The sequence below is a fragment of the Bacillus sp. FSL W8-0848 genome (assembly GCF_038007805.1).
GTDB lineage: Bacteria > Bacillota > Bacilli > Bacillales > Bacillaceae > Bacillus > Bacillus glycinifermentans.
The window spans coordinates 1087780-1111511 of record NZ_JBBOYB010000001.1; the positions used below are offsets into that span (position 1 = coordinate 1087780).

Annotated in this window: 29 protein-coding genes, 3 riboswitches and 1 other annotated feature; of the genes, 20 read left to right on the top strand and 9 right to left on the bottom strand. The window is 47.2% G+C overall.

The features are described 5' to 3' along the window. The first annotated feature begins 83 nt into the window (after positions 1–83). Positions 84–308 (top strand): hypothetical protein, encoded by a 225-nt coding sequence (locus tag NSQ39_RS05810; protein WP_175076283.1) that lies wholly within the window; start codon positions 84–86, stop codon positions 306–308. Between the two features lie 287 nt (positions 309–595). Here the strand turns inward: NSQ39_RS05810 and NSQ39_RS05815 are convergent, their stop codons facing one another. Continuing rightward, the gene (locus NSQ39_RS05815) at positions 596–1462 is read right to left on the bottom strand and encodes a dimethylarginine dimethylaminohydrolase family protein (RefSeq protein WP_175076282.1); all 867 of its coding nucleotides are present in this window, start codon (positions 1460–1462) and stop codon (positions 596–598) included. A 186-nt stretch (positions 1463–1648) separates the two neighbouring features. Between NSQ39_RS05815 and NSQ39_RS05820 the strand changes: the two genes are divergently transcribed. From NSQ39_RS05820 to NSQ39_RS05860, 9 genes are all read left to right on the top strand, one after another. Continuing rightward, on the top strand, positions 1649–2167 hold the full coding sequence (locus tag NSQ39_RS05820; protein ID WP_048354409.1) for an acyl-CoA thioesterase: 519 nt from the start codon (positions 1649–1651) through the stop codon (positions 2165–2167). A gap of 296 nt (positions 2168–2463) precedes the next feature. Next, complete coding sequence (locus NSQ39_RS05825; protein ID WP_341014389.1) at positions 2464–3768, top strand: pectate lyase family protein; 1305 nt, start codon at positions 2464–2466, stop codon at positions 3766–3768. A gap of 111 nt (positions 3769–3879) precedes the next feature. Beyond that, positions 3880–4401: a DinB family protein gene (locus NSQ39_RS05830; protein WP_341014390.1), complete on the top strand. Its 522-nt coding sequence runs from the start codon at positions 3880–3882 to the stop codon at positions 4399–4401. Between the two features lie 48 nt (positions 4402–4449). After that, positions 4450–4553: riboswitch (guanidine-I (ykkC/yxkD leader) on the top strand. A gap of 63 nt (positions 4554–4616) precedes the next feature. Then, positions 4617–4946: a DMT family transporter gene (locus tag NSQ39_RS05835; protein WP_341014391.1), complete on the top strand. Its 330-nt coding sequence runs from the start codon at positions 4617–4619 to the stop codon at positions 4944–4946. Next, complete coding sequence (locus tag NSQ39_RS05840; RefSeq protein WP_341014392.1) at positions 4946–5260, top strand: DMT family transporter; 315 nt, start codon at positions 4946–4948, stop codon at positions 5258–5260. Before NSQ39_RS05835 ends, NSQ39_RS05840 begins: the two co-directional genes overlap by 1 nt. A 99-nt stretch (positions 5261–5359) precedes the next feature. Further along, positions 5360–6262: a formyltetrahydrofolate deformylase gene (gene purU, locus NSQ39_RS05845; protein WP_341014393.1), complete on the top strand. Its 903-nt coding sequence runs from the start codon at positions 5360–5362 to the stop codon at positions 6260–6262. 45 nt (positions 6263–6307) lie between these two features. Beyond that, positions 6308–6520 (top strand) — a binding site (T-box leader). Between the two features lie 63 nt (positions 6521–6583). Continuing rightward, on the top strand, positions 6584–7681 hold the full coding sequence (proB, locus tag NSQ39_RS05850) for a glutamate 5-kinase (protein ID WP_341014394.1): 1098 nt from the start codon (positions 6584–6586) through the stop codon (positions 7679–7681). Between the two features lie 13 nt (positions 7682–7694). After that, positions 7695–8942, top strand: a complete 1248-nt coding sequence (locus tag NSQ39_RS05855; protein WP_341014395.1) for a glutamate-5-semialdehyde dehydrogenase — start codon at positions 7695–7697, stop codon at positions 8940–8942. Positions 8943–9051: 109 nt separating this feature from the next. Further along, positions 9052–9477: an organic hydroperoxide resistance protein gene (locus NSQ39_RS05860; RefSeq protein ID WP_341014396.1), complete on the top strand. Its 426-nt coding sequence runs from the start codon at positions 9052–9054 to the stop codon at positions 9475–9477. A 43-nt stretch (positions 9478–9520) separates the two neighbouring features. Here the strand turns inward: NSQ39_RS05860 and NSQ39_RS05865 are convergent, their stop codons facing one another. After that, positions 9521–9970 (bottom strand): MarR family winged helix-turn-helix transcriptional regulator, encoded by a 450-nt coding sequence (locus NSQ39_RS05865; RefSeq protein ID WP_341014397.1) that lies wholly within the window; start codon positions 9968–9970, stop codon positions 9521–9523. Positions 9971–10114: 144 nt separating this feature from the next. On the opposite strand from NSQ39_RS05865, the gene NSQ39_RS05870 reads away from it, so the two are divergent. Beyond that, positions 10115–10528 carry an organic hydroperoxide resistance protein gene (locus NSQ39_RS05870; RefSeq protein WP_341014398.1) on the top strand — a complete coding sequence of 138 codons (414 nt, stop codon included), beginning with the start codon at positions 10115–10117 and terminating at the stop codon, positions 10526–10528. Between the two features lie 67 nt (positions 10529–10595). Next, positions 10596–11243 carry a hypothetical protein gene (locus NSQ39_RS05875; RefSeq protein ID WP_341014399.1) on the top strand — a complete coding sequence of 216 codons (648 nt, stop codon included), beginning with the start codon at positions 10596–10598 and terminating at the stop codon, positions 11241–11243. 17 nt (positions 11244–11260) lie between these two features. Here the strand turns inward: NSQ39_RS05875 and NSQ39_RS05880 are convergent, their stop codons facing one another. Continuing rightward, positions 11261–11731 (bottom strand): nucleoside deaminase, encoded by a 471-nt coding sequence (locus tag NSQ39_RS05880; RefSeq protein ID WP_341014400.1) that lies wholly within the window; start codon positions 11729–11731, stop codon positions 11261–11263. 148 nt (positions 11732–11879) lie between these two features. On the opposite strand from NSQ39_RS05880, the gene NSQ39_RS05885 reads away from it, so the two are divergent. Beyond that, entirely contained in the window at positions 11880–12512 is a 633-nt protein-coding gene (locus NSQ39_RS05885; protein WP_341014401.1) for a histidine phosphatase family protein, read from the top strand. Here NSQ39_RS05885 and NSQ39_RS05890 read toward each other — a convergent pair. From NSQ39_RS05890 to NSQ39_RS05905, 4 genes are all read right to left on the bottom strand, one after another. After that, entirely contained in the window at positions 12454–13251 is a 798-nt protein-coding gene (locus NSQ39_RS05890; RefSeq protein ID WP_341014402.1) for a WXG100 family type VII secretion target, read from the bottom strand. The two genes, NSQ39_RS05885 and NSQ39_RS05890, sit on opposite strands and share 59 nt — an antisense overlap. Next, complete coding sequence (locus NSQ39_RS05895) at positions 13252–13563, bottom strand: DUF5082 domain-containing protein (protein ID WP_341014403.1); 312 nt, start codon at positions 13561–13563, stop codon at positions 13252–13254. A gap of 179 nt (positions 13564–13742) precedes the next feature. After that, positions 13743–16031 carry a 5-methyltetrahydropteroyltriglutamate--homocysteine S-methyltransferase gene (metE, locus tag NSQ39_RS05900; protein ID WP_341014404.1) on the bottom strand — a complete coding sequence of 763 codons (2289 nt, stop codon included), beginning with the start codon at positions 16029–16031 and terminating at the stop codon, positions 13743–13745. 151 nt (positions 16032–16182) lie between these two features. Then, positions 16183–16374: riboswitch (cobalamin riboswitch) on the bottom strand. Between the two features lie 120 nt (positions 16375–16494). Further along, on the bottom strand, positions 16495–17448 hold the full coding sequence (locus tag NSQ39_RS05905) for a S8 family peptidase (protein WP_341014405.1): 954 nt from the start codon (positions 17446–17448) through the stop codon (positions 16495–16497). Between the two features lie 228 nt (positions 17449–17676). On the opposite strand from NSQ39_RS05905, the gene NSQ39_RS05910 reads away from it, so the two are divergent. The 4 genes from NSQ39_RS05910 to NSQ39_RS05925 all read left to right on the top strand — a co-directional run bounded on the left by NSQ39_RS05910 (position 17677) and on the right by NSQ39_RS05925 (position 20250). Further along, positions 17677–17856, top strand: a complete 180-nt coding sequence (locus NSQ39_RS05910; protein ID WP_341014406.1) for a transcriptional regulator SplA domain-containing protein — start codon at positions 17677–17679, stop codon at positions 17854–17856. Between the two features lie 130 nt (positions 17857–17986). Next, a riboswitch (M-box (ykoK) riboswitch) is annotated at positions 17987–18152 on the top strand. A gap of 116 nt (positions 18153–18268) precedes the next feature. After that, positions 18269–18394, top strand: coding sequence for a hypothetical protein (locus NSQ39_RS05915; RefSeq protein ID WP_341014407.1), 126 nt, complete (start codon positions 18269–18271; stop codon positions 18392–18394). Between the two features lie 19 nt (positions 18395–18413). Beyond that, entirely contained in the window at positions 18414–19769 is a 1356-nt protein-coding gene (mgtE, locus tag NSQ39_RS05920) for a magnesium transporter (protein WP_341014408.1), read from the top strand. An 88-nt stretch (positions 19770–19857) separates the two neighbouring features. After that, positions 19858–20250, top strand: a complete 393-nt coding sequence (locus NSQ39_RS05925; RefSeq protein WP_341014409.1) for a hypothetical protein — start codon at positions 19858–19860, stop codon at positions 20248–20250. Positions 20251–20281: 31 nt separating this feature from the next. Here the strand turns inward: NSQ39_RS05925 and NSQ39_RS05930 are convergent, their stop codons facing one another. Then, on the bottom strand, positions 20282–20614 hold the full coding sequence (locus NSQ39_RS05930) for a MerR family transcriptional regulator (protein ID WP_175076268.1): 333 nt from the start codon (positions 20612–20614) through the stop codon (positions 20282–20284). 192 nt (positions 20615–20806) lie between these two features. On the opposite strand from NSQ39_RS05930, the gene NSQ39_RS05935 reads away from it, so the two are divergent. The 3 genes from NSQ39_RS05935 (at position 20807) to NSQ39_RS05945 (ending at position 21880) form a co-directional block, all read left to right on the top strand. After that, positions 20807–20962, top strand: coding sequence for a hypothetical protein (locus tag NSQ39_RS05935; RefSeq protein ID WP_341014410.1), 156 nt, complete (start codon positions 20807–20809; stop codon positions 20960–20962). A gap of 103 nt (positions 20963–21065) precedes the next feature. Next, positions 21066–21245 carry a stress protein gene (locus NSQ39_RS05940; protein ID WP_341014411.1) on the top strand — a complete coding sequence of 60 codons (180 nt, stop codon included), beginning with the start codon at positions 21066–21068 and terminating at the stop codon, positions 21243–21245. Positions 21246–21418: 173 nt separating this feature from the next. Then, positions 21419–21880: a MarR family winged helix-turn-helix transcriptional regulator gene (locus NSQ39_RS05945; RefSeq protein ID WP_048354390.1), complete on the top strand. Its 462-nt coding sequence runs from the start codon at positions 21419–21421 to the stop codon at positions 21878–21880. A gap of 3 nt (positions 21881–21883) precedes the next feature. On the opposite strand, the gene NSQ39_RS05950 is transcribed toward NSQ39_RS05945, so the two are convergent. Further along, entirely contained in the window at positions 21884–23731 is a 1848-nt protein-coding gene (locus NSQ39_RS05950; RefSeq protein ID WP_341014412.1) for a DNA ligase D, read from the bottom strand. Position 23732: the final 1 nt, after the last annotated feature.

A 23732-nucleotide genomic window follows, 5' to 3' on the forward strand; every position in this document is an offset into this window, starting at 1 on the left:
GCGTACGGTGTCAACGACGAAGTTCAAACGCTTCTTTCACGTACTCTTTTTCTGATGCAGAAGCCATGCCGGACGGCTGTAAAATGAGCGGATGCGAAATCAATCGCTCAAAGGTTAAAGATTTTGCTGCAAAGCACCCTATTCCAAAAATAGACTACCGCTTTTTTGAAATTGAAGAACGGCTTACTTCACGGAACATAGCCCCTTACTATAAACGGCTGTTAGAGGCTGCAAGCAAAACTTTGTTTAAAGCTTTTCGAATAAACATTGTTTTGAAAATTGCCGGTTTCGCAATCATGGCATTTTAAGCATCATGCTTTTTATAATGCTGCCTCAACACTTTCACGTTCCAAAGGCGCTGCTGACTCCGGTCATCTTTTTCCTTTTACTTTTAAAGGCAATGTATGCAGGCTTACTGAAAGCACCTGCTGTAAGGATCATGTTGAAAATTGTACCTGCTGTAATCATAGCTTTCACAGGGGGTTTGTTAATCGGTCTTTATCTTGTTACACTTGATAAGCTCTATTTATATTTGGGAAGCGTGAAGAGGTTAAAAAGAAAGGCAGAAAAAAAGGAGCCGCTTTAATCGGCCTCCTTACGTACAGCTCCGCTCAAGCGGCATTGTACAGCATCTGAAAGAACCGCCTGACTTGATAATCTCCGACAGGTCGACTTCAATAACCGTATAACCTCGCGACCTTAGCTGTCTGTTGACCGCCTGATTGTCAGGGAGGCTGATGACGGTTTGATTTCCGATGGAAAGCACGTTTGTTCCCAGTCTGAACTGTTCATGCTCAGGTATCTCGATCATATCGTAGCGCTTTTTAAGCACCTTGTATTCGCGCTTTCCCAGCGCTTTTGGATAGACGAGCGCTTCGTGCGGATAAATAATGTTGAAGACGCAATCAAGATGAAGGAAGGTTTCTTCAAATGGAACGGGAATCACTTCGTGTGTAGGAAGCAGCCGTTTAAGCTCCTGAACGGCTGAAAGCGATGTCCGTTCGCTGATGCCGGCATACACGGTATGCTGATCGATGAGAATGTCGCCTCCCTCTATTTTATCGCCTTTGTTTAACGAACGGTAAGCGATGTTTTCTTTTGAAAGCCACTCCTGAAGCACGGTTTCCTCACCCTGGCGGATATCAGCCGAGAGCCGGGAGGTAAAAACAGTCTCCCCGATCGTAAATCCGATATCCCTTGTGAAAACCTGCTCGGGAAATTGGCTTAAAGCAGGAAGCAGCACTACTTCGATGCCGCGCTTTTCCAATTCCTTGACAAATGCTTCATGCTGGCGGACGGCAATCGTTATATCGATATTTTCTTCATGGAAGTGTTTCTGCGTTTCATTGATGACATCCTTAATCGTCATATATTCCGGCCGGCACAGCACAACTTTTTTCAAAATGTCGTATTCGCTGGTGCAGTTTGCTTTATCATTTTTTTTCGATACTGCTGAATCCATATGCTCTCCCCCGTCTCGCGATCATACTGCCATTATTCCCTTCCCGGCTCAGGAAATAAACGCTTTCGAAAGAAAACCTTACAGATTATCCGGATAAAAAACTTTAGACAAATGAATTCTAATAGTGTTTAATAAAGAAAATTCCACTTCACAAACACATTCAAGACATCAAAGGAGTAATGGAACATGAATCGACCGGAGAAAAAATACTGCAAGGAATCGAAAGTTGTCAAAACGAGCCGGGTTTTTCCGCTTGATACGAACAACCACAACACGCTGTTCGGAGGGAAGCTGATGAGCTATATTGACGACATCGCCTCGATTTCCGCAGCAAGGCATTCCAGATGCGGGACGGTGACCGCATCGATGGATTCTGTCGATTTTCTCGAACCGATCGGCCAGGAGGATTCGGTTTGTCTCGAATCTTACGTAACATGGGTGGGAAGAACGTCTATGGAGGTATTTGTCAAAGTGATTAAAGAGCATTTGCTCACAGGGGAACGCAAGCTTGCGGCCACCTCCTTTTTAACGTTTGTGGCGTTAGACAAAGACGGAAATCCCCAGCCCGTTCCGCAGGTCGTACCTGAGACCGAAGAAGAAATCATGCTCCACCAAACGGCCAAACAGCGGGCTGAAGAACGAAAAAGCCACAGGAAGCACAGCAAAGCTCTCGCCGAAGCCCTTGCGGTGGACAAGCCGTGGTAAGCCGGCCAACCCCGTCTCTTTTTACAAAGAGACGGGGTTTTCTTTTGCACCCGGCAGAGCCGACACTTTTTTTGAATAAGAGATTTCAAATGATGAATTATTCTGAAAAAACAACTAGCCGATCTGGTTATCTTGATTTTCTACGCTTTCAGGAAGATTTTTATCGAATTAATCGGGATGATTGTCATAAAAAGAATAAAAATGAAAAACTGAAAAATAGGAGGGAAATATGTTGTTATTTGTATTCCTGTAAAATATATTAGTTTTTGTGAAAAAATTTGGATGAGGTGTATGAAATGAAAAAAGGTTTTGGTTTAATCGCGCTTGCCATGCTGGCGTTCAGTTCTTCCGTGCCCGTTCACGCGGCAGACCACGGGCGTGAAGTGCTCGGAGCGAATGACGGCTGGGGAGCCTACGGCGAAGGTACGACCGGAGGGGCGGAGGCTTCCTCTGATCAAGTATATACGGTGGAAAACCGTCAGGAGCTTGTAGATGCGTTAGGCGGAAAAAACAGTGCCAACGGCTCCAACGATACGCCGAAAATCATTTATATCAAGGGAACGATTGATCTGAATGTCGATGATGAAAATAAATCTTTAGGCTATGACGATTATCGAGACCCCGAATACAGCCTTGAGAAGTATTTAAAAGCGTATGATCCCGATAAGTGGGGGAAAAAGGAGCCGTCAGGAAAGCTTGAGGAAGCAAGAGCCCGCTCCGAAAAAAATCAAAAAGAGCGGGTCGTCATCAACGTCGGTTCAAATACGACGATCATCGGCCTGGGGGAAGACGCGAGAATCATTGGAGGCGGCTTTTATATCAAAAAAGCGGAAAATGTCATCGTCCGTAATATCGAATTTGAAAATGCCTATGACTATTTTCCAGCCTGGGATCCGACAGACGGGAGCGACGGGAACTGGAACTCTGAATTTGACAACCTTTTAGTAGAATCATCTGAACATATTTGGGTGGACCATTGCTCATTCAACGACGGAAACAAACCTGACGACTTGAATGGAACGTATTTCGGACGCGAATTCCAGCATCACGACGGACTGCTGGATATCAAAAAACAATCGGATTTCGTGACCGTGTCATATAATGTGTTCTCAGGACATGATAAAAACACGATTGTCGGTTCAAGCGACAGTTATTCCGCCGACAACGGCCATTTGAGAGTGACATTCCACCATAACATGTATGAAAACATCAAGGAGCGCGCACCGCGGGTTCGCTACGGAAAAGTGCATATTTACAACAACTACTTTAAAAATACTGAAAACAACTACGACTATTCATGGGGCGTAGGATACTCTTCGAAAATATACGCCGAGGACAACTACTTTGAACTGCCTGAGGGAGCGAAGCCTCAGAAGCTGATGAAAGCCTTTAAAGGGGACGCTTTATACGAAGAAGATACGCTGCTGAATAACCAAGAAAGCGTCTCAAAAATCGATGTTGTCAGCACGTATAACGAGGCGAACAGCGCATCAATCAAAAAATCGGTAGGCTGGAAACCTGAGCTTTACGGGAAAATCGACGCCGCCCGTGACGTACCTGAAATCGTCGAACAGCAGGCCGGCGCAGGAAAACTGAAGTAAGCTGAAAAAAGCGGACAACCAGAATGTCCGCTTTTTTTAAACGTTTACAATCCGAACGTTCGGGTGCTAAAATTTTGCCATGATAACGTTTTTGATAGAGGAGTGAAGGGGATGGGGGTCGTCAAAGATTTGCATACTGACGAAAAGATGGCGCCGGCCGTGGGGGTTCTGTTTTCGGCCGTCAGCGAAAACGTCGGGCGGCTGAAGTCGATCGTGTCCGGCATCAGCCAGGAGCTGCTTGAGTATAAAGGAGAACACGGCGATCAAAACAGCATCGCCCAACTGATCAGCCATTTAATCAATGTTGACACCCGCTGGGTGTACAGATTAAGGCAGGAGGACCTGCCGCGGGAATTGGAAGAAGCGATCGGTCCGATGACCGATGAAAACGGCTTCCTGCCTGAGGTGAAGGGTGTTCCGCTGTCCGTGTTATTAGCGCGGTGCGACGAAGTGCTTGAAGCGTTGAAAAACACCGCCGAACAACTGACAGAAGAAGATTTACTGAAGACCGTCCCTTACGAAGGAGGTCTTGCCACGATCCGCTGGGGGATCTGGCATATGTCGGATCATAACCGCTATCAACAGGCGCATATTCAAGCGTTGATCAAAGCGTTTCGCAAGCGCGAAGGTTGATTTTGCCGCAAAAGGCTGGTAGTCTATACAGTACATGAAGAATACAGCGCTAAAGTTTTCTAGGGTTCCGCACGTCTTTTGATGTGGTCTGGTCCGAGAGAAAACACATATGAAGCTTCATATGCACACGGAGGGATAAAAGCCCGGGAGTATCGTTTTTCATCGATAAACCCGGGCTTTTCTTTGCGCTGATACATGAATTGGAGGGATTGAATATGAAATGGGGCAGCGTCGTACTGGCAGCCTTATTTGAAATTATTTGGGTGACTGGGCTGAAACACGCGAATACGGCCATTGAATGGATCGGCACGGCATTTGGCGTCGTCGCCAGCTTTTATCTATTGGTGAAAGCGGGGGAGAAGCTGCCGGTCGGAACCGTTTATGCCGTATTTACTGGCCTCGGCACAGCGGGCACTGTGCTGTGTGAGATCATCCTGTTTCACGAACCGGCCGACATCGTCAAGCTTGCCTTGATCGGCGTTTTGCTGTGCGGTGTGATCGGGCTGAAACTGGTGACACATGAAGAGAAAGGGGAAGAATCGTAATGGAATGGATCTATTTAATTGCCGCTGGATTGCTCGAAATGCTCGGCGTAACGATGATGAACCAATTTCATAAAGATAAGCTCATAAGATGGATTTTTCTGTTGATCATCGGTTTTGCCGCTTCGTTTTTCCTGCTTTCGCTCGCGATGAACGCATTGCCGATGGGCACAGCATACGCGGTTTGGACGGGAATCGGCGCCGCGGGCGGAGCGCTCGTCGGCATTCTCTTTTACGATGAACCGAAGGATGCCAGACGCATCTTTTTCATCGCGCTCATTTTGGCATCGGCAGTCGGATTGAAGCTCGTCAGCTGATCTTTGATCAAAATAGGCCTTCGATAAATTGATTTTTCAATAAACTCCAGTATAATGAAAAGATAGTTTATGATTACGAAAAAGAGGGTTTAGCAAAACATGAAATCGTATATGAAACAGCAGTTAAAGCAATATCGGGAAGTCAATCGTGAAAAAGCGCGCCTGCTCGTGAGCTGTCCGGATCAGCCGGGAATCGTCGCCGCGGTTTCTTCGTTTTTATTTGAAAACGGCGCGAATATTATCGAATCCAGCCAATATACGACAGATCCCGAGGGCGGCCGCTTTTTCTTGAGAATCGAATTTGAAGCGCCGGGAATCCGCGAAAAGATCGGCAACATGAAAGACATGTTCGCTTCTGTGGCTGAGTCTTTCCAAATGACATGGAGCATCGCTCCGGCAAGCGAATTAAAGCGGGTCGTCGTCTTTGTTTCAAAAGAGCTGCATTGTCTGAATGAGCTGTTGTGGGAATGGCAGAGCGGCAATTTGATGGCGGAGATTGCTGCCGTCATCAGCAACCATGAGGACGCAAGGGAAACCGTTGAATCGCTCAACATTCCGTTTCTTTATATGAAAGCAAATAAAGACATCCGCAAAGAAGTCGAAGCGCAGCAGCTCAAATGGCTTGAAGAGTACCGTGCGGACGTTATCGTCCTCGCCCGCTACATGCAGATCCTGACGCCGGACTTCGTTTCGGCGCATCCGAACAAAATCATCAATATCCATCATTCATTCCTGCCCGCTTTTATCGGCGCCAACCCGTATAAACGCGCATACGAAAGAGGCGTCAAATTAATCGGAGCCACATCCCATTATGTGACAAACGAATTGGATGAAGGCCCGATCATTGAGCAGGATATTAAACGCGTCGATCACAGGGATAATGCGGAGGCGCTGAAAAACATCGGCCGCACGATTGAACGAAGCGTTCTCGCAAGAGCGGTCAAATGGCATTTGGAAGACCGGATCATCGTGCACGGCAATAAGACGATCGTCTTCAACTAAAAAGTCTTGACAGCGTCCGTTTTCCTCGGCATAATAATAAAAAATCAGCGAGCGTTGATGAGGACCAGTAAGCAGTTCTTTCTGTGAAAGAGAGTGAAATGATATGCTGAAACATTTCACCACATGAAACCTGCCGAACCTGCCTCAAGAGCCCTGGAGGGAAAACCCAGGCGCATCCCGGCGTTACAGGGGAAAGCGGAATGCCGTTTTGTGCATTCAATGAAGGTGGTACCGCGGAAAGCTCTTTTCGTCCTTTTTTTGCAGGATGAAAAGGGCTTTTTTTATTGGCTTTAAGCCTTGATCTTTTCGGAGGGAAAAAACGTGAAAAAACAACGGATTGTCATTAAAATCGGAAGCAGTTCTTTAACGGATGCAAAGGGCGGAATTGACGAGGCAAAGGTCAGCGACCACGTCCGGGCGATCGCCGCTCTGAAAAAAGAAGGCCATGACGTGATTTTTATTTCTTCAGGCGCTGTAGCGGCCGGCTTTTCCCGGCTCGGATATCCGGCAAGGCCCGTCACTTTAAAAGGGAAGCAGGCCGCTGCTGCTGTCGGACAAAGCCTTTTGATGCAGCAATATATCCAGCACTTTGCCGAACACGGTTTGATGCCCGCGCAGATCTTATTGACGAGAAATGATTTTGCCAAACGAGAGCGGTATCGAAACGCGTATGCGACCATCACGGAGCTGATCGAAAGAGGGCTTGTGCCCATCATTAATGAAAACGATTCGGTGTCTGTCGAAGAGCTGACATTTGGCGATAATGATATGCTGTCCGCACTTGTGAGCGGATTGATCCATGCGGACAAACTGATCATTCTGACGGATATCAACGGTCTCTATGACTCGAATCCGGCTGAAAACCCCGGCGCCAAGCGCTTCGATTTTATCGCCGACATCACTGACGATCTATTAAGCTATGCCGGCTCGATCGGCTCAAAAGTCGGAACGGGCGGCATGAGGTCAAAGCTGTTGGCGTCAAAAACGGCCCTTTCTCTCGGTGTCAATGTATTCATCGGCACGGGGACGGGAGAAGACAAATTGATTCAGATTTTAGAAGGGAGCGGGGACGGAACGTACATCGGACAGTCTGATCTGTCTTCTGTGAACAATCACAGGCAGTGGATCGCGTTTCATTCTCCGGTATCAGGAAAAATCACCGTTGATGAAGGAGCTGAACGAGCCTTGGCCGAAAACGGTAGCAGCCTGCTGCCGGCGGGTGTGACGGATGTATGGGGAGAGTTTGCCAAAGGCGCGGTCGTCGAGGTCTACGGACCGAACGGTTTGGCGGGAAAAGGCCAGACGCTGTATTCGGCGGAAGAGCTTCTTCAAGTAAAGGGAAAACGAAGCGACGAATTCGAGCACGAAAAAGGGATAGAAGTCATCCATCGAGATGATTGGATTAGCATAAACGAATAGGGGGCTGATTTAGATGAGTGAAGTGATCGAAAAAGCGAAAAAAGCGAAAATCGCAAAAGACAAGCTTGTACATCAGACGACGGAAAGCAAAAACGAAGCGCTTCGTCTGATTGCTGAAGCGCTACGGGCAAAACAGGACGACATTTTGGAGGCGAACGGAAAAGACATTGCCGCAGGCAAGCAAAAGGGGTTTTCACCATCGCTGCTGGACCGTCTCGCCTTAAGTCCGAAACGGCTGAACGATATCGCGGATGCCGTCCTTCTTCTTGCAGAGCTTGATGATCCCGTGGGGGAAAGCCTTGAAACGATCAAGAAAGAAAACGGGCTTCTCATCGAGAAAGTCCGGGTCCCGCTCGGCGTTGTCGGCATGATCTATGAAGCCCGTCCGAATGTGACGGTTGACGCGGCGACCCTTTGCTTGAAAACGGGAAACGCCTGCATACTCCGCGGCAGCTCGTCTGCGATCAACAGCAACAAGGCGCTTGTCGGCGTCATACAGGAAGCGCTCGGCGCGTCGAAGCTTCCGAAGGATGCCGTCCAGCTGATCGAAGATACGAGCAAAGAAATCGCAAAACAGCTGTTTACGTTAAATGATTACTTGGACGTATTGATTCCAAGGGGAGGAAAAAACCTCATCGACATGGTCGTGCGCGAATCGACGGTCCCGGTGCTCGAGACCGGGGCAGGAAACTGCCATATGTTTATAGACGAGTCGGCAGAGAGCGAGATGGCTGAGCAAGTCGTCATCAATGCCAAAACGCAAAGGCCTTCGGTCTGCAATGCGATCGAAACGGTGCTGATCCATGAAAACTGGCCGAAGCGTTTCGCAAAAGAACTGCTGCAAAAGCTTGAAAAAGAAGGCGTCCAAATCAAGGGAGATGAGGCGGTTTGCGAGCTGCTTCCTTCGGCGGTACCGGCCGAAGAGCCCGATTGGGAGACGGAATTTTTAGCGCCGGTCGTCAGCGTCAAAACCGTCCGTGATCTGGATGAAGCGATCCGACATATCCACAAGTACGGAACGCGGCATTCAGAAGCGATTTTGACTGAAAATGAAGAAAACGCCCGCTTTTTCCTGACGTCAGTAGACGCAGCGGCGGTTTATCACAATGCTTCAACCCGCTTTACCGACGGGTTTGAATTCGGATACGGCGCAGAAATCGGCATCAGCACGCAGAAGCTTCACGCAAGAGGTCCGATGGGCCTTAAAGCGCTGACTTCTTCTAAATATATCATTAAAGGAAACGGACAAATTCGTATATGACAGACTCACATTCTGCCTGAAACTTAGGCAGAATGTTTTTTTTATTGCATCTCCAATTTATATGTTGTAAAATTCAATTGTGCACAATATAAAATAAAGGAGAAGTATCATGACAAAACCATTATTTACATCCCGAGTCACTGCTAAAGGAGGAAGAGACGGAAAAGTCACCTCTTCTGACGGCGTGCTCGCGTTGGAGCTTGCCATGCCGGGAGCGCCTAAAGCAAAGGAGAGGGGAGACGCCACCAATCCTGAACAGCTGTTTGCCGCAGGATATGCGGCTTGCTTTGACAGCGCATTGCAGCTCACCGCCAGAAAAGCGCGGATGGAGATTGAGACTGAAGTGACCGCCGATGTCAGCCTGCTGAAGGATGAAGCGGACGGTGGCTATAAGCTCGGCGTCAAACTGCAAGTGAAAGGAACAAATATTGAACCGGCAGAGCTTGAAGACCTTGTTCATCAAGCCCACAAACTTTGTCCGTATTCAAAAGCGATTTCCGATAATGTCGACGTCATACTTGAAATCGTGTCATAAAAATAAGCGCCTTCCATTGAAGGCGCCTATTTTAGCTTTTCGTCTACGCTCCGTTTTCTTTCGTCATTGAAGCAAGAAGCGAACTGAGCGCGTGTTTTAATCGCTTCTGCTCTTCAGCGGGCAGGTTCGTCTGCGCCAGCATAGTTTGCGGGATGCAGCTTGCTCTTTCTTTCATCTCTGCACCGGAGGAAGTCAGCTTGACGATCACAGACCGTTCATCTTCAGGCGACCGTTCTCTCGTGATCAACCCGCGCTGCTCCATTCTTTTCAGCATCGGTGTCAGAGTCCCCGAGTCCAAGTAAAGAAGCTCCCCCATCTTTTTCACGCTTAAACTTTCATGCTCCCACAATAAAAGAAGCGCCAAGTATTGCGGATAGGTGATGTTCAGCTCATCCAGAAGCGGCTTGTACCGCTTCGTCATCTCGCGCGAACTGGCATAAAGCAGAAAACACAGCTGATTGTCAAGCTTCATATGTTCAAATTCGTTTGCCATCGATTCACCAACTTTTATTTTGTTCCATTTTTATTGTATAAGATTTTTTGCCTTTTTCCTATTCTTTCACAAGTATCATGTTTAAAAAGCGCGTTTTGTGAAATATAAGAAGTAAGGACAAAAACTTTAGGGGAGGAAGTTGAGATGACTACATTATTCACAGCAAAAGCAACGGCAAAAGGCGGAAGATCCGGACACGTCACTTCAGATGACGGAATCCTCGATTACGATCTTGTCATGCCGAATGAAAAAAAGGATGGCGAGACAGGAACAAACCCTGAACAGCTGTTTGCCGCAGGGTATGCAGCATGCTTCGGCGGCGCATTGGAACTGGTCGCCAAAAAGCAGGGCATTGATCTTGAATCTGAGGTAGAAGGCCGCGTGAGTTTAATGAAGGATGAAAGTGACGGCGGATTTAAGATTGGCGTTCAGCTCGTTGTCTCCGCAAACGGATTGGAAAAAGAAAAGGCGGAGGAGCTTGTGCAGGCCGCGCACGAATTTTGCCCCTACTCCAAGGCGACGAGGGGAAACATCGATGTAGACCTGCAAGTGAAATAACCGTTTTAGAAAGCAAACAGGAGGTTGTTTGCTTTCTTTTTTAGAATACATTCGAAAGGAGCACCACATGAAATATATGAAATGGACGATAATGATGACCGTTCTTCTTGTGTTCGCCATGTTTACAGGCTGTGCCGGCGGCGCGCAGGAAAACGATCGACAGCAGCCAGCTGATCAAGCCGCTCGAAAAAAAAGCGATTTAAGAAAATACTCTCATGATAAAGACAAGAAAACAGAAGACGACTTTGATCTTATCGGACAGTATGTACAAGCAGAAGACGACCAGATGACGATCAAAATTAAGGATCAGGAGGTTATTATTCCAAAAAGCAAACGCTTTAAGAACAATGAAGACTACGAAGACCTCATGGGCAAGCTTGTGAAAGTAGAGGTGGACGGAAAAAGCCAGGAAGCAGAAGAGATTGAGCTGATGCCGCAGGCGAAAGCCGATCAAAACGGCGTATACGAACAGGAAAAGGACGGAAGCCGGAAAATCGTCGCAACGCTCGTCGATGAAACCGATAAACGGATCACAGTTAAGACAAAAGCCGGAAACAAAACGTATCAGAAAACGGCTGATTTTGAGCGGGACATAGCCGAAAGTCCGGAAAAGCTGAAGGGAAAAACGGTAAGGCTCAGCATTCAGAAGGACGGTAAAGCGGACAGCCTGGACTTTGAAGCGGAAGATCAGCAACTTGACTGGTACAAACAATAGGGAGCCTTCCAGGCTCCCTAATATTCTATTTTATCGTCCGTGTGCTTCCATGTCAGGAAAGGTTCGAGCTTATCCCGAAGCTCTACATGATAAAAAGGGATCGTTCGTTCGCTCTGTTCTTTTCTGACTTCCTTATAAATAAATGAGTCGTCAAAACCGGCTGATGCGGCATCGGAATCCTTTGCCGCGAAGTACACTTCCTTCGGCCTCGCCCAGTAAATCGCCCCTAAGCACATCGGACAAGGCTCACAGCTTGTATAAATAATGCAGTCGTTCAGCTGAAAATCGCCAAGCGCTTCACAGGCAAGCCGGATGGCCGTCACTTCGGCATGGGCGGTCGGATCATTGCTCGTCGTTACATTATTTTTCCCTTCGGCAATGATCGTGCCGTCTTTGACAATCACGCAGCCAAAGGGGCCGCCTGTCCCGTCCTTTACGCTTTCGACTGCGAGTTCGATCGCACGCTGCAAAAATGCTTCATGATTCATCTTTTGTATCCTCCTTGGTTGTCCTCATGATGATTATAGCTGATCGGCATAGAAAAATGAATGTTGTTCAGAATATTCTTTATTTTTGATTTCGTATTGGGCTTCACATAAAATAGACGTACAAAGAAATGGACGGGAGAGGGTTTTTTTGCTTACCTTGTATATTGCCAGACACGGGCAGACCGAATGGAATATCGAAAAGAGAATGCAGGGATGGGAGGATTCAAAATTAACGCCTTTAGGATTGGCAAACGCCAAAGCGCTCGGCGAAAAGCTGAAGGACATCCCGTTTCAGGCTGCGTATGTCAGCACAAGCGGCCGCGCCGTAGACTCCGCCATGGCTATGCTCAAAAATCGTTCGATCCCTATCATCAAAGACGGCATATTTAAAGAAATTTCTCTCGGTTCTTGGGAAGGCAAGACATTTGACGACATTAAACGAAACGACCCTGAGATGCTTGACGCTTATTTTCAGGCGCCTGAACGATATATTCCGAATGAAGGGGAAAGCTTTCGCGAATTTGAAGAGCGGGTCAGACGGGCGCTCGGGCAAATCACCGAAAAGCACCGGGAGGGAAACATTCTGCTTGTTACCCATTCCGTCTTCATCCTCATGCTGCTGAATATTTTCAAAAAACGGCCGATTCATGACTTATGGAATTCGAGCTATGTCCATGATACAGCGCTGGCTGTCGCCTCCATCAAGGAAAATAAAGACGCAGTCATTTTAAAAGAAGGAGACGGAGAGCACCGGATTGAGCAGGCCGGTGCCACATGGTAACGATTAAAAAAGAAGCCTTTAAGGCTTCTTTTTTATCGATTTCGCGCTCAAGATCCCCAAGGTTTGCGGCGGGGATGTACGAAGAGTCGGGAAGACGAACCGTTTTGACGTCGGATATGCCCGCTTTTGCTTTGACGTTTGCGAACGTGAAAACAGTGCGGGAAAGCGGGGATCCGGCAATTTGTCCGTATGCGATAAGGCACAGATTCCCCGCGACTTCCCGGCTTAACAGGCGGCGCACAGACCAGAGCTGTTTCTTTCCTTGATCATCAAACTGAAAATATGGAGCGGCGCGGTCTTTAAAAAACAGGCCGGACAGACCGTTTTCTGTCAATTGCTTCATCAAAACAAGCGGCTCTGATAAAAGCGATGCTGTCAGCCTGAAGCTTCCGGACGGGCGCACTGATGCCAATAAGCTCATAATGGGCGGATAGCCGGTTAAGTGTCCGCCGCTTTGGAAGAGCCGCGCCGCAAGCATTTGATCCGTTTTGATCATGCGGGCTTCAGTGTGTGAAAGCAAATGCTCCAGGTCATCCAGCGTAAGCAGGTATCCTTTGATCTCATGTTCCATTTCGGTTTGCGCTTGATCGATGGCGCTTGTTTGTGCCGCTGTCAAGCTTGAGAGCAGAACCTGCAGATGGCGGTTCAAACGATGCATCAGGTCGCTGATTTGCTGGTGGGAACGGCGAAATTGACGGGCGAGGGCGTGCAAATCGTTTACATTCAGGCGAATGGTCATTTAAAGCTCCCCGGCTTCCAGCTGAAGCCTTTCAATCTCCTCGGCGACACGCTGTTTCACGGTTCTCAGCCTGTCATACACGCGAAATTCCACGCGGTCGAGATCATCCAAAAGGGCGTCATACATTTCCCGCGCCTGGCCCCGCCATCCGTTTATATGCATTTGATGAGCCTTTAAAATGCACGAGCTTTCATGTCTCAGCTCAGATATGACGGAATTCAAATCTCTTATATAAAGTTTGAGAGAGTGAATGTCTTCATCATACGCTTTTCTTTTTAATTCTCTTTCTAAGGATTTTCCATCGTCTATCACTACATATTTTCCTTCCCTTCCATCATCTACTATCAATATGTTAAAAGAAAAGAATCTGGAAAGAAATCGTACGAATGAATCAAAAGTCATAATTAAAATTTGCCAATTAGACCTTAAACGTTAGTTCTTTTGAACTATAATAAAAAAGAACCATCCGCACGGACGGTTCTTTTTTGACATCAAACGGTTTGAGCGAGTTGATCTCTCGCTTGTTTTGCAGCTTCAACCATATTTTTCAACGCGGCGATCGTTTCTTCAGGCTGTCTCGTTTTTAAGCCGCAGTCCGGATTGACCCAAAAGCGGTCGGCAGGGCAAACGTTCAGGGCATCCTGAATGATCGTGAGCATTTCTTCTGTCGGAGGGACGCGCGGGCTGTGAATGTCGTATACCCCAAGGCCGAGCCCCTTCAAATACGGATGCTTTTCAAGATAATCGAGGAATCCGCCGTGGCTTCTGCTGTGTTCGATCGTGATGACGTCTGCGTCAAGGTCTTCAATCGTGTCAACGATGTCCTCAAAGTTGCTGTAGCACATGTGCGTATGGATTTGCGTCGTATCCTTGACAGATGATGTGGACAGTCTGAAAGCTTCAGCCGCCCATGAGAGGTACTCATCCCAGTCTCGTTCTTTCAGCGGAAGTCCTTCCCTTAAGGCAGGTTCGTCAACCTGTATGATTTGAATTCCGGCTTTTTCAAGCGCTTCGACCTCTTTTCTGAGGGCGTGCGCGATTTGAAATGCGATTTCTTTTCTCGGAAGATCGTAGCGGGCGAACGACCAGTTTAAAATCGTGACAGGACCTGTCAGCATTCCTTTTACCTGCTTGGAGGTCAGGGATTGGGCGTATACCGTTTCTTTGACCGTCATCGGTTCTTTGAATTCGACATCTCCGTAGATCACCGGCGGACGGACGCAGCGGGAGCCGTACGACTGCACCCAGGCATACTTGGTAAATGCGAATCCGCCCAGTTTTTCGCCGAAATATTCGACCATGTCCGTCCGTTCGAATTCTCCGTGAACGAGAACGTCAAGTCCGATCTCTTCCTGAATGTCGATCCATTTTTTCGTTTCGGCTTTAATGAATGCCTCGTACTGCTCGTCTGACCATTCTTTTTTCCGCCATTTTTGCCGTGCGCTGCGCACTTCGGCGGTTTGCGGGAAGCTTCCGATCGTTGTCGTCGGCAAAATCGGCAGGCCGAGGGATTCATTTTGAACCCGGAGCCGATCTTCAAAAGGCGTCGGGCGCTTAAAGTCTTCAGCGGTCAGCCTGTTTCTTTCTTCTGCGAACGCCGTGTCCGCGGCGGTTCCAAATCGTTTAAGGGCCTCCAGATGCCCGTTTGCTTCATCGATTTGCTCCTTGACGGCCGCTTTCCCGGAAACCAATCCTTCCTTCAGCAGGCTGAGCTCTGAAAGCTTTTCCTTTGCAAAGGACAGGCCGTTCAGCAAATCGTCGGCAAGCTGTTCATCAGGGTGCTTGGCGACAGGAACGTGAAGCAGGCTGTTTGAAGGCTGAATCCACACTTCTCTCGCGCCGAGTCCGCCGATCAGCTCCGTAATCCAGTCGAGCCGTTCTTCAAGGTTGGCTTTCCAAATGTTTCGACCGTCGAGAATTCCGGCGGCAAGCACTTTATCTTTAGGGAAGCCGTGCGCTTTTACATGTTCGAGGTTTTTTCCTTTATCATGGACGAAGTCCAGCCCGATTCCTTCAACAGGAAAGGAGATCAGCTCCTCGTATGCGTCAACTGAATCAAAGTACGTTTGCAGAAGCACATTCAGCCCGGATACTTCGGCTGCAATCGCCTGATAGATATCTTTCGCGGCGGCGACTTCCTCAGGAGAAGCCGTGACAAGCGCAGGTTCGTCGATTTGCACCCATTTTACGCCTTCTTCTTCAAGTTCCTTCAGAAGCTGGATGTAAAGAGGGATCATGCTTTCATAAATGTCTTTGATATCCTGTTTTTCGTAACCCTTGGCCAGCGCTACAAATGTGTAAAGGCCGAGGATGACGGGTTTCGTGACGAGGCCCAATGCCTCTTTCGCCCGGCGGTAATCTTCAAGCGGCTTATTTTTTGTGAGACGGTATTGTGCGTTTTTTTCATATTCAGGAACGATGTAGTGGTAGTTTGTGTTAAACCATTTTGTCATTTCGCACGATACGGCTTCTTTCGTGCCTCTCGCCATTGCAAAATAAGCGTCCAAAGGATCGTTAATATGTTTGAACCTCTCCGGGATCCAGTTGAACATCACCGCCGTGTCCAGAACGTGGTCATAGAACGTAAAGTCGGAAACCGGTACGATGTCGATTTGCTGGTCAACCTGCGTTTTAAGGGCTGCAACGAATTGTTCGTCCATTTCGTTCAGGAATGTCTCACGGTCCGTGTTTCCTTTCCAATAGGCCTCAAGCGATTTTTTCCATTCCCTGTTCAAGCCGATTCTTGGAAATCCCAAGCTGCTTGTTTTCACATTTGTCATGTTAGGTCTCCTCCTTTTAATGTTCAATAAAAAAAGGCACTCACTCTCCGGATAGGTTGAAGGTGAATGCCTGATACAGCATTTTTGTGAACGAGAAATAAACGTAGCCTTTTGTTACGTCAACTCGAACACCTCCTATCGACCGTAGGTATATGGTGTGTCAGAACAGGCAGGTCTCCTGGCTCATGAATCAGCGGTTATTTCACCCTTCCCGTATAGAAACAGTGGGTTTTCTCTGAAATAACCTCCTCAATTACAGTGGCGGGACCGCGTTGGATTTTCACCAATCTTCCCTTTTAAAATCTAACGTCACGCTAGATTACCGTGCTCCCGGTATGAAATTGTTTAGTAGATTATATACCGTGGCGATCTTTTAGTCAAAATAATTTTTGAATTCTTACAATTGGAAAGATTCTGCTCCAATAAAAAGGCTGCCGACATTGTCGGCAGCCTCCGGTTTCTTTTACAAGGAAAGAAGTTTTTTCTCGCCGGCCCTTTCAGCCAATATTTCAGGAGCGGATAAATATAAAAAGCCGTTTCCGATCAGCGCTTTTGAGTAATCGAGAGGAAGGGTCCTGCGGATTAATTGGGCGTATAGCTCAGGCTCTGTCAGCTCCCGCTTGAATGCGTCTTCTTCGAAGGATTTGATCAGGGCGAGCGCGCCGCTTACGTGCGGAGTAGCCATGGACGTACCGGTCAGCTTGCCGTATTGTCCATCCGGCAGCGTCGACAAGATTTCTTCGCCGGGTGCAACCAAATCAATCTCTTTGTTTGCGTTTGAAAATTCCGACGATTTTCTCGTCAAAGACACGGATCCGACGGCGATCACTTCGTTGTATGCAGCCGGATATGAATATTCCTCGGTGCGGTCGTCTCCATCGCCTTCGTTTCCGGCGGCGCAGACGACGAGGACTCCGCTTTTGACGGCGTTTTCGATCGCTTCTTTTAATTCCGGTTCATCAGACGGACCGCCGAGCGACATTGAAATGATATCCGCTTTTTGCTCGACCGCGTAGTTGATCCCGTTGATGATCCATTCGTATTGGCCGCTTCCGTCTTCACCGCCGAGAACCTTGACGATTAAAAGGTTCGCTTCCGGTGCAACGCCGGAAATACCGCCGTTTTTATCATTGGCGGCAATCGTGCCCGCCACATGTGTGCCATGTCCATTATAATCGCTGATTTGATCTTCTTGTCCATCGTCATCGTCGGTGAAGTTTTTGCCTCCGATGATTCTGTCTGCTAAATCGGGATGATTGACGTCACAGCCCGTATCAAGAACCGCGACGGTGACATCTTTTCCTTTAAAACCTTGTGACCACAGCTCCGGCGCCTTAATCGCATCGATTCCTTCCGGCAGTTCATTAACGTCCATAAACTTTTCGTCCGTCACATAAGGAATTAATCGCATTTGCATTTAAAAGCCCTCCCTGTTTTGTGCTGCTTAAGATGGGTTACAAGGTGCATGATACTATTGTAAAACATTTATTTTGTTAAAAAAAGGTTCATTTGTATGAATTTTATGAAAACTCAAAAAATATAGATAATAGAGGAAAAAAGTCGAATCATTGGGAGTTTTGCTGATCTGATGAGCGAAAAGGCCTGATCGCGTCTCATATTACGGCGGGCAAAAGGACATCCTATAATGAAAAAAGGAGATATTTTATATATGAAGGAAAAAGAAGCCCGCGAGCGGGATGCGCTGTCGATCAACGAAGCCGAATTCGTGCCGCACCCAAAGTTTGACGGGGAATATGCGCTTTTGCTGCACGAAAACTATCATTTTCTCTCGCAGGAAGATATTCCGGACGGCAGAGAAAAATAGCGGGCTCGGAAGGCACACCTAACGATATTTTTGGCGAAAAAGGAAACAAGTGCATATAGATAAGAGATAAAACCGTTTTTGTTATTGACAGGCACCCTTTTTTTCTGTAATCTCATTGTGTCCGGTAAATACAGCTCTTCGTTAGGTGAGGCTCCTGTATGGAGATACGCTGCTGCCCAAAAATGTCCAAAGACGCCAATGGGTCAACAAGAATCATCGACATAAGGTGATTTTTAACGCAGCTGGCGCGTTTGCCTATGCCATACAGTGCTAAAGCTCTACGATTGAAGGCGTTAGGGTTTTATTACGTATGGCTTTTAACACCTTCATGCTCATGAAATAGGTGTTTTTTTATTTTTTGAGGAAAGTAAAGAGCGTATTTTCCAATACGAAAACAATAGGAGGTGTGAGTATGGATTCTCCCCATTCGAGGCGGTTTAAACATACGAGAAACATCATCAAGCGCAAAACACTGATTCAATATGAGGAGATCCTGATACCGCCGCACCTTCCGCTATGGCGATTACGGATCTCCTAAGAAGGAGGTACAGCTTGCCATGGTACAAAACATGACATATGATGAACTGATATTACGCATCATTATTTTGCTGAGAGACGGAAAACGCAAAGAGTTTCAAAACGTGTTAGAGGAACTCCAGCCTTACGATATGGCGATTATATTTAAAGAAATGCCTGAAAAACACCGCGGGCGGTATCTGTCTTTTTTAACGGTTGAAGACATTACCGATCTGATGGGCGAGCTCGAAAAAGAAGAACAGCTCACCGTTTTGAACAAAGTCGGCAAAGAAAAAGCGGCTCATGTCATGAACAAAATGGACAATGACGACCTCGCCGCGCTCCTCGAGGAAATGGAACCGAAGCTCAAGGAGCAGCTTCTGTCAAGCATGGAAGAGGAGGAATCTGAAGCGGTCAAGGTGCTGATGAACTATCCGCCTGAAACGGCGGGAAGAATCATGACGAACCGCTTTGTATGGATTCCGCAGCACTATACGGTGCAAGAAGCCGTCGTAAAGCTGAAAAGCTTTGCGGAGATCGCAGAATCGATCAACTATTTATACGTCATTAATGAAGCAAAGCAGCTCGTCGGCGTATTATCGTACCGCGACTTGATTTTGGCCGAACCGGGTGAAAAGGTTCAGGATTTGATGTTTACAAGGGTTATCTCTGCCGAAGCCCTTCAAGATCAGGAAGAAGTTGCAAGGCTGATTGAACGCTACGACTTTCTGGCGATTCCGGTCGTGGAAAAGGACCAGAAGCTCGTCGGGATCGTGACGGTCGACGACATCATCGACATCGTCATCCAGGAAGCGAATGAAGACTACGAAAAATTCGCAGCTTCGGGTAAAGCGATCACGTTTGATACGAAATCGTACGTGGCGGCTTACCGCCGGCTGCCGTGGCTGATTCTGCTCTTGTTCATCGGTTTGATATCCGGCAGCATTATGAGCTATTTTGAAGATACGCTCCAGCGTGTTGTCGCATTGGCATTTTTCATGCCGATGATCGCCGGGATGACCGGAAATACAGGCACTCAGTCATTGGCTGTTGTCATCAGAGGCCTTTCTAAGGAAGAACTCAACAAAAAAACGATTTTCCGCTTAATTTTTCGCGAGCTGAGAACCGGCATCATCATCGGTTTGGTGTGCGCCGTTTTCATTACGGGAATCGCGATTGTCTGGCAAGGCAATTTTCTGCTCGGATTTGTCGTAGGGACATCGCTGTTTGCAACGCTTATCATCGGAACGATGGCGGGAACGATCGTGCCGATCATTCTGCACAAATGCAAAGTCGACCCTGCGATCGCATCAGGTCCGCTGATTACAACGCTGAATGACATTTTGTCACTTTTGATTTACTTCGGCATTGCAACTGCTTTTATTCATGCTTTATAACCGTAAGCCCTCCTTTCAAGGAGGGTTTTTTACTTGCCAGGCTTCAAGAACGTTTTATATATTTAGGCGAGAGAAGGGGGATTGGGACATGCAAAAATTCGTCGCGGTCATGTTGTGCCTGGCTTTCGCCGTCATCGCCGGCTGCCAGGATCAGAATGGAGATGAAGGAAAAGACCGGCGGCTTGCTGCCGCTGAAGACATGCTTGAGGCCATCATAGAAGACGATCTGCCGAAAATGAAACAGCTTTATGTCGAAGGTGCGAACCCTTTGCCTGAAGAAGTCCTTAAAGCAAAAAGGAAATGGGGGATTTCCGGGCTTAATAAGGATGACTTTCAAATGTCTGAAGGAAGCATCCACGTGTTTCATGCATCATACAAGACGAAAAGCGGAGAGCCCGGAAAAATCGCGTTTCGCATCCGCAATGATCCAGACAAGGGTGTCATGATAGACTATATCGGGCATATAGCCGGCGAGCAGTGAGGACGAATCGTGTGACAAACGATTCGTTTTTTTAACGGTTTCTGTATTTAAAATGGGCGTTAAGCTGCCCCTCGAGCATTTTTTTCCTCAGCTGCTGGTCGTTTTTTAAGCTCTGCTCTTTTTTGCGCATATCCTTGAGGATCTCCGCCGTTTGAACGCCGTCCTCGCGTTTGTTTGCAATATCCATCAGCCGTTCCACATCTGTGAAAGAATATTTTCTCGTGCCCCTTGATGAGCGATGCGGATAGATCAGTTTCCGTTCTTCGTAGTAGCGGATCTGCCGCACCGATAAGCCCGTCAGCTCGCTGACGATGCCGATGGAAATCACTTTTTTATCCTTATAAGAAAGATCTTCGACTGTCATTTTCCCACCCCTAAGATGACTTTTTTTGTATTATATAAGAAAATGCGATAAAAAAACTGCCATTTGTCAGAAAATCTAACATAGATTAAGGGATTTTTTAAAAAACACGGAAGAAAAGTTTACAGAAAGGGTGCGGCCAGAGGATCACTCCTGTATGCTTTGGCTATAGCTCTGATTAGGAGGAATATATTCATGAAAGAACACAAAGCCGTCTCACTCGCTAAAGAAATCGTCGCATTGGACATCAAAAGGGATGAGCTGCTGGAGACTTTAATGAAGCTCGCCGGAAACGATGCATTTCCGCTTCTCAGGGCGGTGCAGAACGGCCTTTGCCGGAAATCCTCTTAAAGCCCTAAAGGAGGTGGGTCAATTTTAACGTGATCTTCATATTGCCTTAACAAACAAGGGGTATTCTTGACTTAAAGGATACACCAAAATGAAAGGAGAAACCATGAGTAAATTATTGAAACTTGCATTGGAAAAAGAACGGAACCACTATTCGGAAAAATTGATTTCAATTGGTGTATATAATCGGGATCATGTAAAGAGAATGACGATTTCGGAGCTCCGAAACGAATATTTTTATTTTTTCCGCAAAAATAAAGCCCCTTTTCAAAACAAGACGTTTTGAAAAATGCGGGCTTCTTTTTAATATGTTAAAAAAAATAAGAAGGAGTTTTCTTTCGTATAACGAAAATATAATACATATTGAATAGAGGAAAATACCGCCCTTTTTTTGCTATGTTTGTAAGGGTTTTCATTTTCCTGTATTCATTTAAGAAAATTGTATAAGAGGTAGATGATATGAGACTTTCGTTTAATGAGGAAGAAGTTCACCGCGCTATGTCATTGTACAAGGTTTTTGCCAGGGCTTTTAAAAGCATTTCAGAGCATAGTATACGGGACAGCAAAGAACACGGCTTTAACCCTACGGAATTTGCTGTGTTGGAGCTTTTGTATACAAGGGGTGCCCAAAAGCTGCAGCAAATCGGTTCCAGGCTGCTCCTTGTAAGCGGGAACGTAACGTATGTGATCGACAAACTGGAGAAAAACGGTTTCATCAAACGAGAGCAGGATCCAAAGGATAAACGATCCGTTTACGCAAGCTTGACGGAAAAGGGCAAAACTTATCTTGACGAGATTTATCCGATCCACTCCTTGAGAATCGCGCGGGCGTTTTCGGGTCTGACAAAAGAAGAGCAGGAACAGCTGATGGCTTTGCTGAAAAAAGCCGGAATTCACAGCCAGCACCTTTTGTTTCGCTGATCGTCAGCTTTCCGCCCGCCCGGTTTCTTTCAAGTGATCGAGAATCGCTTTGATCTGTTTATCCTGGGGCTGTCTGAAAAAACTTTCGAAAGGGCATCCTATTTCTTTTGTCCGTTTTACGACAGCCTCCATTGTAAAATCGGCGGGAGACAGCTTTTCGCCGACTTCTTCCCAATAAAGCGGAGCTGCGACCGTGCCGAGCTCATTTCCCCTTGCCGAATACGGGCAGATGATCGTTTTGCCCGGCGCGTGCTGTACATAGTCGATGTAAAGTTTTCCGCCCCTGTTTTTTATCAGCCGTTCTGTTGTGAACAGATCTGGAAAAAGCGAGACGCAGTATGATGCGGCAAAGCTTGTGAATAGGCGGGTGTCTTCATACGTAAACGCGTTTTTTGAAATCGGTATATAAATTTGTATCCCTTTGTTCCCGGACAGCTTCGGAAAAGAAACGAGGCCGAGCTGCTCAAATAAACGGCGGAGCTCTTCCGCAGCGCGGACAGCCAGCGGAAATTCCGATTTCGACGGAGGATCAAGGTCGAAGACGATTTCGGTCGGATTTTCGGTATCGACCGTTTGAAAAGGGATGTGAAATTCGAGCGCAAGCTGATTGGCAAGCCAAAACAAAACGGAGTAGTCACGGCAGACGATGTGTTCGTGCTCATCATCTTTGACGGATGTCACAAACTCCGGGGCGTAATCAGGCTTATTTTTTTGAAAAAAAGATTCTCCGCCCGCCCCGTGCGGATAGCGGATCACAGTAAGCGCGCGGTTTTCCAAAAAAGGAAGCAGAACATCGCCGATTTCGGTTATATAGCTGACATAATCGGCTTTCGTTTTGTTGCTTTCCGGAAAAATCACCTTGTCAAGGCTTGTCAGCTGCAATGACGGGTGAACATTTCTTGAATGAAGCAGAAGCCGTGTATACGTGCATTCCTCCCACGTCATATCAAATTCAAAAGAGACAAACGATACCTCGCGAAGCGTGCCGAAATGAATCGTTAAATAATGTACAGTCAAGCAAATGGAAGGGTCGATGACATATTCTCCGGCCTTTGTTTCGGTTCCGTATTCGGCTACGATGGCGAGAATGGCGTTCCTTTCCTGTTCTCCGAGCCCGTGAGACACAGAACCTATTTCCCTGATTTGTCCGCGGTCGGAAACAGCGATCGACATATAGCCGTTTGCCTTGTTATACCCCGTCATAAAAACGGCGGCTCTTTTATAGTTTTTAAGCTTGAGCCACTCGGCTGTCTTTTTATTTTCGAGCCACCGGCTGTCTTTTTTCTTCGCAACAATTCCTTCACCGTCAAACCTTTTGACCGAGCTCCAAAGCGAATCAAAATCCGACGTCTCCGGGATCAATTGAATCCGTTCACTCGAACGGGGATCGGGCGCCATCGGAAGTCCAAGGCCCTCAAGCAGGCCGGATAACTTTTGCTTTCGCTCTGTATAAGGTGATGAAGTCATCGTTTTTCCTTCGTAAGTCAGCAGGTCAAAGGCGAGATAGTGGCACGGTTTTTTTTCGGCCGCTTTTTCGATCAGATCCTGATTTTTCATCATGCCCCTTTTTTGTACGTATTCAAAGTTAGAACGAAAGGGGTTTGTCAAAGAAACGATTTCGCCGTCGAGCGTAAAAGGAAGGTGATCGTGAAGAGCGGTCAGCTTTCTTTTGGCAAACATCGCAATTTCCGGGAAGAGACTGTCCAAAGGCTGGCCGTTTCTGCTGATCAAGGAGACTTCTGTTTTTGAAACGGTCAACAGCGCCCGGTAGCCGTCATACTTTGTTTCATACCGCCACATTTCGCCCGAAGGAGGCACGGACGTAAGGACGGGCTGCATTGTAATGGCCATC

Coding starts and splice junctions, on each gene's coding strand:
- NSQ39_RS05810 (WP_175076283.1), top strand. CDS start 84: ATGAGCGGATGCGAAATCAATCGCTCAAAGGTTAAAGATTTTGCTGCA.
- NSQ39_RS05815 (WP_175076282.1), bottom strand. CDS start 1,462: ATGGATTCAGCAGTATCGAAAAAAAATGATAAAGCAAACTGCACCAGC.
- NSQ39_RS05820 (WP_048354409.1), top strand. CDS start 1,649: ATGAATCGACCGGAGAAAAAATACTGCAAGGAATCGAAAGTTGTCAAA.
- NSQ39_RS05825 (WP_341014389.1), top strand. CDS start 2,464: ATGAAAAAAGGTTTTGGTTTAATCGCGCTTGCCATGCTGGCGTTCAGT.
- NSQ39_RS05830 (WP_341014390.1), top strand. CDS start 3,880: ATGGGGGTCGTCAAAGATTTGCATACTGACGAAAAGATGGCGCCGGCC.
- NSQ39_RS05835 (WP_341014391.1), top strand. CDS start 4,617: ATGAAATGGGGCAGCGTCGTACTGGCAGCCTTATTTGAAATTATTTGG.
- NSQ39_RS05840 (WP_341014392.1), top strand. CDS start 4,946: ATGGAATGGATCTATTTAATTGCCGCTGGATTGCTCGAAATGCTCGGC.
- purU (WP_341014393.1), top strand. CDS start 5,360: ATGAAATCGTATATGAAACAGCAGTTAAAGCAATATCGGGAAGTCAAT.
- NSQ39_RS05855 (WP_341014395.1), top strand. CDS start 7,695: ATGAGTGAAGTGATCGAAAAAGCGAAAAAAGCGAAAATCGCAAAAGAC.
- NSQ39_RS05860 (WP_341014396.1), top strand. CDS start 9,052: ATGACAAAACCATTATTTACATCCCGAGTCACTGCTAAAGGAGGAAGA.
- NSQ39_RS05865 (WP_341014397.1), bottom strand. CDS start 9,970: ATGGCAAACGAATTTGAACATATGAAGCTTGACAATCAGCTGTGTTTT.
- NSQ39_RS05870 (WP_341014398.1), top strand. CDS start 10,115: ATGACTACATTATTCACAGCAAAAGCAACGGCAAAAGGCGGAAGATCC.
- NSQ39_RS05875 (WP_341014399.1), top strand. CDS start 10,596: ATGAAATATATGAAATGGACGATAATGATGACCGTTCTTCTTGTGTTC.
- NSQ39_RS05880 (WP_341014400.1), bottom strand. CDS start 11,731: ATGAATCATGAAGCATTTTTGCAGCGTGCGATCGAACTCGCAGTCGAA.
- NSQ39_RS05890 (WP_341014402.1), bottom strand. CDS start 13,251: ATGACCATTCGCCTGAATGTAAACGATTTGCACGCCCTCGCCCGTCAA.
- metE (WP_341014404.1), bottom strand. CDS start 16,031: ATGACAAATGTGAAAACAAGCAGCTTGGGATTTCCAAGAATCGGCTTG.
- NSQ39_RS05905 (WP_341014405.1), bottom strand. CDS start 17,448: ATGCAAATGCGATTAATTCCTTATGTGACGGACGAAAAGTTTATGGAC.
- NSQ39_RS05910 (WP_341014406.1), top strand. CDS start 17,677: ATGAAAAAAGGAGATATTTTATATATGAAGGAAAAAGAAGCCCGCGAG.
- NSQ39_RS05915 (WP_341014407.1), top strand. CDS start 18,269: ATGGATTCTCCCCATTCGAGGCGGTTTAAACATACGAGAAACATCATC.
- mgtE (WP_341014408.1), top strand. CDS start 18,414: ATGGTACAAAACATGACATATGATGAACTGATATTACGCATCATTATT.
- NSQ39_RS05925 (WP_341014409.1), top strand. CDS start 19,858: ATGCAAAAATTCGTCGCGGTCATGTTGTGCCTGGCTTTCGCCGTCATC.
- NSQ39_RS05930 (WP_175076268.1), bottom strand. CDS start 20,614: ATGACAGTCGAAGATCTTTCTTATAAGGATAAAAAAGTGATTTCCATC.
- NSQ39_RS05935 (WP_341014410.1), top strand. CDS start 20,807: ATGAAAGAACACAAAGCCGTCTCACTCGCTAAAGAAATCGTCGCATTG.
- NSQ39_RS05940 (WP_341014411.1), top strand. CDS start 21,066: ATGAGTAAATTATTGAAACTTGCATTGGAAAAAGAACGGAACCACTAT.
- NSQ39_RS05945 (WP_048354390.1), top strand. CDS start 21,419: ATGAGACTTTCGTTTAATGAGGAAGAAGTTCACCGCGCTATGTCATTG.
- NSQ39_RS05950 (WP_341014412.1), bottom strand. CDS start 23,731: ATGGCCATTACAATGCAGCCCGTCCTTACGTCCGTGCCTCCTTCGGGC.